Raw genomic sequence first — 8,634 nt, forward strand, 5'->3', positions numbered from 1 at the left:
AAGGGCTTCAAGCTCGGATTGTATATCAGCAATCTGCGATTCAGAAAGACCCTTGGCTCGCAGAACGGCTTCTGTATCGACTTTATTTTCTGCACGTTCTTGTTCTCGTCCTTTTGCTTCTGCTTTGAGCCAAATTTCGGCTTCGATAGCTTCATCAGCGTGTTTGTCGAACATATGTTCCTCCAAGGCTTTAAGCAGTTCAGGGCTTATGCGGCTTACGCGCAAACGGTTGAGCGCGTCCCTAAAGATCGGGTCCTTCGATTCGGGAACTTCAAGTGGCCCTTGAGACAAGAGTTTCAGCCAGTAGTCCTCGCGCGAACTGACGCTCTTGCGAATCCTCTTAAAGTTCGGTAAATCAACTACAATATATCTATTTTTACTGAAAATGGGAAGAGCCCGATGTGTTGAGTCGCTGTGGTGAACCTCGTCCTCGCTATAGACGGCCCAAGTATCCTTAAAAATATCCTTTGACTTGAGAATTTGGAAATTACAAAGCCAGATGGACACCGTTTCAGGAAGCTCATAGAAATGAACCTTACGCTCCTTTTCCTCCATCAATTTGAAATACGTTGACCTGTTATATTCGTACTTGCCACGCAATGTTTGGTAGGAATTGTAAAGTTGCAAGCGATCCAAAAAGAATGGATGACTCCGGTTTTGCATCTCAATATTAAAATAACGGTTATCCCTGGTGGTTACCCACACGTCTAGGCGCGCGGAGTCATCTTCCGGCATGAAAACGTCAATGGGCTTCTCGAACTCGTAATCGAGATCTATGATTTCATGGTCATGGTCAAGCCCAAGCAGGCAGTTGAGCATATCGCGTATGGTGTCCTTGTCATCCATCAGCACGCGAAACGTTTCACTATAATACGGAAGCAAGAACTGTTCGCCCTGCGCGTTCGTAACGATATAGTAGGCCTTCTTTTCTGAAGTCGTGTTGTTTTCGGTCATTTACAATTCCTTTAGAGGGTTGGTTATGATTTGCCCCCTATACTATTAACACGCTTCAGCAAGCCGTTTGGCTCATGAAAACTTTGTAGGACAATTGCAAACGACGTTACTTTTGTATATTGCGTTGCATGAAAAAGAAATTGTGTTTAGTTGTTATTTGGTTTGCTCTGATTGTTTGTTCGCTATTTTGCTCATCATGTACAGAATCGGTAAGATATATCGCGCTAAAGCGCAGCTCCCTAAATGCCGAAACATGGCTCGAAGTCGAAAAGAACGAAACCGTCAAAATTTGCGTTGACGCAAAAGTTCGTGCATGGGAAACCTCGCTGAATACAGAAATTCTAAACGATTCGTGTTTAAAATTTCAAGTTCCAGAACTTAACGGAATCAATACAATCAATATAAAGTTTCCAGATTCTGACAGCGCCTATAAAATTAATCTAGTCGTCGGCATGAAGTATTTGAACTTCAAAAATGAAGAAACTTTATATGGTAATGATGCTTACCAAATGATTCCATTTGAAGAAAAAATCGTATATGTTACGGGTTCCTATTTAGTTGATAAATATCCTGTGACTAATTGTGATTTTTTACAACTGTTATGGGATGAAATTCCTCTAAATTCTCCCCAAATAGATACCATGGAAAATGACTTTACAAAATTTTGGGTACAAAAAAAGGAATCAAGAAAAAATAACGAAAAATGTATTACCCATGATTCTGCAGCAAGTACAATTCCTTTATATTTGGCGATGAAATATGCCAATATTCGAAGTGTACGAGACGGTTTAAAACCGTATTATATCTTTTCAAACACTAGTAATAAATTTGTACAAATTGATCGCAAAGCAAGGTCTGTCAATCGTAACGGAGTTGAAGAAGTTCCCGAGCATCATTATTTTATCGTTTACCATGATTTCATAGAGCATGAAAATAACTTGATAGAAGTTTATGATAATTCGTCTTCTGATGGTTATCGGCTTCCTTATTATGACGAATGGGTTATGCTTGCTCGTGCAGGTGATAAAAAGAATAATGTGCCCTGGGGTAATTCAACTTCTTTTAACGAAATTTCTAAATATGCAAAATTTGAAGATAAGGTAAGTTGTTCTGATTTAAAGGATTTAGGTCTTTTACAAAAGATAATATCATTTTTTCATTGGTGCAAAAATGATTATGAATCAGGACCTGTTGGAAAACTCTTGCCTAATGGATTTGGCCTATATGATATGTTTGGATTAGTTGAAGAACAAGTTCTATTTGAAAAGCATAATTATTCAAGAGATAATTATAATGTTTTTTTTACCATTGAACCTAAAGAAGAAAAAAAGAGAAACCCATTAAGATGCATAGATGATTGCCCAGCTTGTTTAAAAGGTGGAATCCGTCGTTCAGACTTGGAAAGTATTAGTTACGATTACATTTCAAACGATTATTTTCCTAAATACGCTGGCGGTTTCCGCCTAGTCCGCAACATCGGCAATAATGCCAAATGGACAGAAGTCGAAACCGTTGATGAAAAGTAGCGATTAAACAAAAAATCTATTTTATTTACCATGAATAAAAAATATTTAATATCCGTTATTGTTTTTTTTGCAGTCTCTTTGTCAGTCTTTCTCGTTGCATGTTTTCTGAGCGTAAAAAAAGTCATTCTTAATAGAGAACAATTAAGTGCGGAAACCTGGCTCGAAGTCGAAAAGAACGAAACCGTCAAAATTTGCATGGATTCAAAAGTTCACACGTGGGAAACCTCGTTGGATAACGAAGTCTTAAACGATTCGTGCCTAAAAATTAAAATTCCGACGCTTATCGGTGTCTATCCAATTAATGTGCATTTTTCCGATACCGACAGCGCCTATAAAATCAATCTGGCCGTTGGCATGAAGTATCTTGATTTCAAAAATGAAGAAGTTCATTACGGATATGACTTACTTTTAAAAGCCGGATTGTCAAGAAAAAATGTATCAGTAACAGGGAAATATCTCGTAGATAAATATCCTGTGACCAACTGTGAAATTCTACATACGTTATGGGAAGACATTCCTTCATTTTCTACATCTTTAGATTCTTTAAACAATGATTTTATAAAAAGCTGGATGCTTAGAAAACACAATCATGATTTCGATGAAAAATGCAGTATTCATGATTCTGCAGCCACTTTATTTCCATTGTATTTAGCCATGAAATACGCCAATGCTCGCAGCGTTCGAGATAGTTTAAAACCTTATTATGTGTTTTCGGAAATTACAAGGAAGATAATCGAAATAAAACCAAAATCAGATAAATACAAACACATTAAACCCAAAATAAGACATGATCATACTCAAGATGGAGTCTCAATATGGCCGGACGAAAAACATAAATACACCATAGTTTATGATGATTTTATTGAACACGAAGAAAAAAATATTAATGTGATGGTAGATTCAACGTCGGACGGATACCGTCTCCCTTATTACGACGAATGGGAAATGTTGGCTCGTGGTGGGGATAAAAGTAAGCGTGTTCCTTGGGGCGATTCAGCTTCGTTTCATGAAGTATCAAAGTACGCAAAATTATGTATTGAAATAAAAGGTGATGCGTGGAAAAAAATAAATCTAATAGACATTCCATTTGTCCCATTTAATTTCTGTAGATGGGGAAGGTATAATGAATCGGGCCCTGTAGGCAAACTAAAACCTAATGGTTTTGGTCTTTACGACATGTTTGGTTTAGTTCAAGAACATGTTCTTTTGGAATTGCATAATGATGGGGATGACCCTAGCATCATGCTTCTTCGAGGTCCCTATACAGAATTTGGTCCAAGAACTCCTGAAACATGTGTTGGCCAATGTCCTTCTTGTTTGAAAGGCGGCAGTCTATATTCTGATTGGAAAACAATTGATTATAGTTACGTATCCATTGATGAATATCCCCGTTCAGGCGGTTTCCGTCTCATCCGCAACATCGGCAACAATGCCAAATGGACAGAAGTAAAATCTAAATGACAAATGAAGGACCAAGCTATCCCAGTCCACTTTTTGTATATTCAATTGTATGAAAATATTTTTGTTGTTCCTAACAATATGCTTTGCGCTTGCGAATGCCCAATTTTATTATGATAAGCATGGGGAATGTCGCGGTGCGTATAAGGATAGCTTGGACCACGCGACGCTTGTCAAATTTGCTGAAAAAATCCGTGGTCCGATTTTGGTAAAAAAGTCGGTTGAAGGTGTCAAGCCTACAAAGAGTTTAAAAAAGATTAAAAGAACTCTTAATGTAAGCCGCGATACTTTGGACAAAGAAAACTGGCTCGAAGTCGAAAAGAACGAAATTGTCAAAATTTGCGCTGACCAAAAAGTTCTTGCATGGGAAACATCTTTAAGTTCGAATATAAAAAACGATTCTTGTCTTGCAATTCAGGCACCAACACTTATAGGTGTTGAATCTATCAACATCTATTTTCCCGATGCCGACAGTTCTTTTAAACTCAATTTAGCCGTTGGCATGAAGTATTTGAATTTTAAAAACGAAGAGGTGTTATTAGGTTATAATAAATATGATTCATCTTTAGTTTTTGACAGTAGCTACGATTTGGAATTCGATCCAGAAAGACTCGTATCTGTTACAGGAACATATTTAGTTGATAAATATCCTGTAACAAATTGTGAATTTTTACAACTATTGCAGAAAGAGATTCCTGAAAAAAATACTTTTTCGAAGTCCCATTATAAAAGAAAGCTAGAAGAATGGATTATCAGAAAAAAAAGATGGAAAGAAAACGAAAAATGTATGGTTCACGACACTGCAGTTACAACAAGTTACCTATACCAATCAATGATGTACGCAAATGCCCGCAGCATTCGCGAAGGGTTAAAACCGTATTATGTTTTTTCTGAAACTGAAGCAGACGAGTCTGCTGTTTTGGGTGGCCGCCATTCAAAAGCTATTAGTTATATTATCGGTTATCACGATTTTACAGAACACGAAAAAAAGTTCATCACCGTCAAAGTAGACAGTTCGTCTGATGGCTATAGACTACTCTATTACGACGAATGGATGATGTTCGCACGAGGAGGAGACAAAAAAAACAAGGCTCCGTGGGGAGATTCATCAGCGACCTTTAAAGAAGCGTCAAAACATGCAAAGTTTAAATCTATGAACAGAGATTTTTTTCATTCAGAAAAGGAAATGGTGTTATCAGAGCCAGTCGGTCAACTACAGCCAAACGGATATGGTTTATACGATATATTTGGTCTAGTTAGCGAACAAGTTCTTCTTGAACATTCTCGTTGTTTAAACACACCTCTAGGATTTTTCTGTTTTAACTTTAATTTTCCGTATTGTTTAAAAGGCGGAACATACTACGTTACAGAAACTCGTTCAATTGATAATGGCAATATGCCTTATTGGAAGTATTTTAACTACGGCAGTTTTGAGTACGGCTATCCTGGAATAGCAGCCGGTTTCCGCCTAGTCCGCAACATCGGCAACAATGCCAAATGGAGCGAAGTCAAATCTAAATGACAAATGAAGAACCGAGCAATCCCGGTTCTCTTTTTTGTATATTCAATTGTATGAAAAATATTTTTTTGCTTCTAACGGTATGCTTTGCGCTTGCGAATGCTCAAGGTGTCCAACCAATTAAGAATTTGGGAAACATTCCAAAAGATAAAATCCAAAGGTCTTTTGATGTGAGCAGCAATTCATTGCGCAAGGAACTTTGGCTCGAAGTGGAGAAGAATGAAGTCGTCAAAGTTTGCATTGATAAAAAAGTTAAGGAATGGGAAACAAAATTAGACTCAAAAAAACTCAACGACTCATGCTTGGTATTTCAAGCACCATCTCTTGTTGGAAGCGACACCCTTAAAGTTCATTTTTCAAAAAGACCGCTTTCGCGGAATATATATCTGGCAATAGGAATGAAACATCTAAAATTCATACGAAAAAAAGTATTGCTTGGATATAGCCCAAAACCAGAGGAAGGAAATATTGCAAAAGCCCTATCTCTTGCACATTCAAAACAAGAAGACCCAGAGAGATTCGCTTTAATCACTGGAACATACCTTGTTGATAAGTATCCTGTAACAAATTGTGAAATAGCACATTTTATGAATGACAGTATGCCTGTAGATTTTTCATACAAGCATGAGTGGATAAAAGGTGTTCATGAAAGATGGTCAGATGTCTTCAGAGAACGTTTTTTTTACAAAGAATGCCCCGCTCATGACACTGCTGCAAATTCAATAATTTTATTGCAAGCAATGGCTTACGCTAATATGCGAAGTTTTCGTGAAGGTTTAAAACCTTATTATAGATTTTTTGAAACAAAAGAAAAAGGATCAAGCATTATATCCAAAGGTCAATACATTATTGGATATTTCGACTTTACAAAACGCAATAATCAATTCAATTTCATAAAGGTTGTTGCAGATTATTCGTCAAATGGGTACAGGCTGCCTTATTATGACGAATGGATGATTTTATCCCGTGGCGGAGACATGAAAAACGAGGCTCCTTTGGGTGATTCCTCCGTAGCCTTTAAGGATACTGAAAAATATGCAAAATTAAGCACTGCAAAAAATTTCAAATCGGAATCCGTAGGTCAATTACTTCCCAATGGCTATGGTCTATATGATATGTTCGGACTAGTATGGGAACATGTTCTTTTTGAAGAATCGAATCCTTTCCGTGTGCAGAAGAACAGTCCTTCTTGTTTAAAAGGCGGAGATAACGGCGTTCTTAAAAGAAAAGATGATGATAAATATCATACCACTACATATTGGAAAGAGCTAAATTACGGTTATTCTCAATTAAATATCAATAGTGACAAAAATGCCGGTTTCCGCCTCATCCGCAACATCGGCAATAACGCCAAGTGGACCGAAGTTAAGGATTAAGTATTTCTATGAAACTGATTTTTCTATTAATCGCCGCCTGCATTGCGTTTGCCTTGGCCGACAAAAAAGTTGATTTGACAACTGATTCTTTAAATCAAGAAATTTGGATCGAGGCTGAAAAAACTGAAACGATTAGAATTTTTGTTGGAACTGAATCGATTAACGTGTATTTACCAGAATCAGATAGTTCTCATCGTATTAATTTAGCCATAGGAATGAAGTATTTAAATTTTAATAACGAGGAAGTCTTGCTAGGATTCGACGATCAAAAAAAGAATTCCAGTAAAAAAAAGCCAATAAAATACTATGAATCGGGATTTCCCATTATTGAAGACATGTCGCAAATACAATTTGACGAATGGGAATATCACGGAGGAGGAGCTATTCCTCCTCGAAGAAAAGATTACAAAAGGCTTGTTTCTGTTTCTGGTTCTTATTTAATAGACAAATATCCTGTAACCAACTGCGAATTTATACAACAAATGTGGTATGATATACCAGACACAACAAGTTCTGCCTGGTATGAAACTATGGTTCATAGAAAAACAAACAGCTTACAAAACGGAATCTGTCCTGCAAATGATTCCGCTGCAAATTATATTTTCATATTCCAAGCAATGAGTTACGCAAATGCGCGTAGCATTCGCGATGGACTTAAGCCATATTACAAATTTACATTTAATGGAATTGATAAAGAAAAACTTATATCAAGGAAAGCCTCTCATAGTAAAGAAAGAATCTTATCAAAAAATCAATATATTATAGGTTATAGTGATTTTCGCAAAATAAACTATGACTATGTTCTTGTATCCATGGATAGTACTTCGGATGGGTATCGCCTTCCTTATTATAATGAGTGGATGATGTTTGCGCGTGGCGGAGATAAGAAAAATAGAGCACCTTGGGGAGATTCTGCAAACTATAAAGATGCTTTGAAATATGCAAGATTTGGAACCGGAAGTGAAAATAGGGAAGAAACCGAACCAGTCGGACAATTACAACCAAATGGTTATGGTCTATACGATATTTTTGGCTTGGTTTGGGAATTAGTATTACTTGAGGGTCCCGATTTTGGTTATACACTTCATCCATATTGTCGAAAAGGTGGTGACAATTATATCGGGACTCGCTGGGGGTATCCACGTTGGGAAAACATAACTTACGGTTTCTCCGAATATGCTACATCGGGCGGTTTCCGCCTAATCCGCAACATCGGCAATAACGCCAAATGGACCGAAGTCAAGTCTGACAAGAAATAACCTGTTCCTAAAATGAGATTATCAAAATGAGACCCCATATGAGGCCTCATTTTTTTTCATATACACATACTCTGCTACAGAAGATTCCCGCCTTCGCGGGAATGACGAAATGCAGATTTCGCCCTTGCGTGCTACACTCATGACACTATTGCGTACAATCAGCAAAAATGACAAAAAACCGTTCCCGGCATCCCGCAACAAGTGCGGGACAGGCTCCAGCCGGGAATACTTGATTGTTACTTGCGCGTTTCCATCACCAGTGACTGTTTCAGTTCAAGAATTTTACTTTCGGGAAGACGGGAGTACTTGACGATTTTTTCAACAGGCTCGTCATCGGCAAGCATGTCAAGAGCCTTTTCAACATTTCGGTTATCACGCCCCTGTTCACGTCCTTTGAGCCAAATTTCGGCTTCGATAGCTTCATCAGCGTATTTGTCGAACAAATGTTTTCACCTTTCTAAAAACTTTCACCGAATTGCAGTCCAATTCTGAGTAGCGAAACAGCCCCGCTTAGTGAAATTGCTACGCTGAAGCGGGGTGAA

At 37.7% G+C, this 8,634-nt stretch carries 7 protein-coding genes; 5 read left to right on the plus strand and 2 right to left on the minus strand.

Going from position 1 to position 8,634, the window contains the following annotated elements; translation table 11 throughout:
• The coding region (locus HUF13_RS14535) for a PD-(D/E)XK nuclease family transposase (RefSeq protein ID WP_304039227.1) at positions 1-954 on the minus strand (954 nt) is incomplete at its 3' end.
• Positions 955-1,082: 128 nt separating this feature from the next.
• On the opposite strand from HUF13_RS14535, the gene HUF13_RS14540 reads away from it, so the two are divergent.
• From HUF13_RS14540 to HUF13_RS14560, 5 genes are read left to right on the plus strand one after another with little or no spacing between them, the layout of a single operon-like run.
• Entirely contained in the window at positions 1,083-2,480 is a 1,398-nt protein-coding gene (locus tag HUF13_RS14540; protein WP_173475802.1) for an SUMF1/EgtB/PvdO family nonheme iron enzyme, read from the plus strand.
• A gap of 30 nt (positions 2,481-2,510) precedes the next feature.
• Positions 2,511-3,941, plus strand: coding sequence for an SUMF1/EgtB/PvdO family nonheme iron enzyme (locus HUF13_RS14545; RefSeq protein WP_173475803.1), 1,431 nt, complete (start codon positions 2,511-2,513; stop codon positions 3,939-3,941).
• Between the two features lie 49 nt (positions 3,942-3,990).
• Entirely contained in the window at positions 3,991-5,460 is a 1,470-nt protein-coding gene (locus HUF13_RS14550) for an SUMF1/EgtB/PvdO family nonheme iron enzyme (protein WP_173475804.1), read from the plus strand.
• Positions 5,457-6,833: an SUMF1/EgtB/PvdO family nonheme iron enzyme gene (locus tag HUF13_RS14555; RefSeq protein ID WP_304039228.1), complete on the plus strand. Its 1,377-nt coding sequence runs from the start codon at positions 5,457-5,459 to the stop codon at positions 6,831-6,833. The genes HUF13_RS14550 and HUF13_RS14555 overlap by 4 nt, the downstream gene beginning before the upstream one ends.
• 8 nt (positions 6,834-6,841) lie before the next feature.
• On the plus strand, positions 6,842-8,092 hold the full coding sequence (locus HUF13_RS14560; RefSeq protein ID WP_173475805.1) for an SUMF1/EgtB/PvdO family nonheme iron enzyme: 1,251 nt from the start codon (positions 6,842-6,844) through the stop codon (positions 8,090-8,092).
• Between the two features lie 236 nt (positions 8,093-8,328).
• On the opposite strand, the gene HUF13_RS14565 is transcribed toward HUF13_RS14560, so the two are convergent.
• A complete protein-coding gene (locus HUF13_RS14565) occupies positions 8,329-8,535 on the minus strand; it encodes a hypothetical protein (protein WP_304039230.1) in 207 nt (68 codons plus the stop codon).
• Positions 8,536-8,634: the final 99 nt, after the last annotated feature.

It is taken from the genome of Fibrobacter succinogenes (assembly GCF_902779965.1).
Classification (GTDB): Bacteria; Fibrobacterota; Fibrobacteria; order Fibrobacterales; family Fibrobacteraceae; genus Fibrobacter; species Fibrobacter succinogenes_F.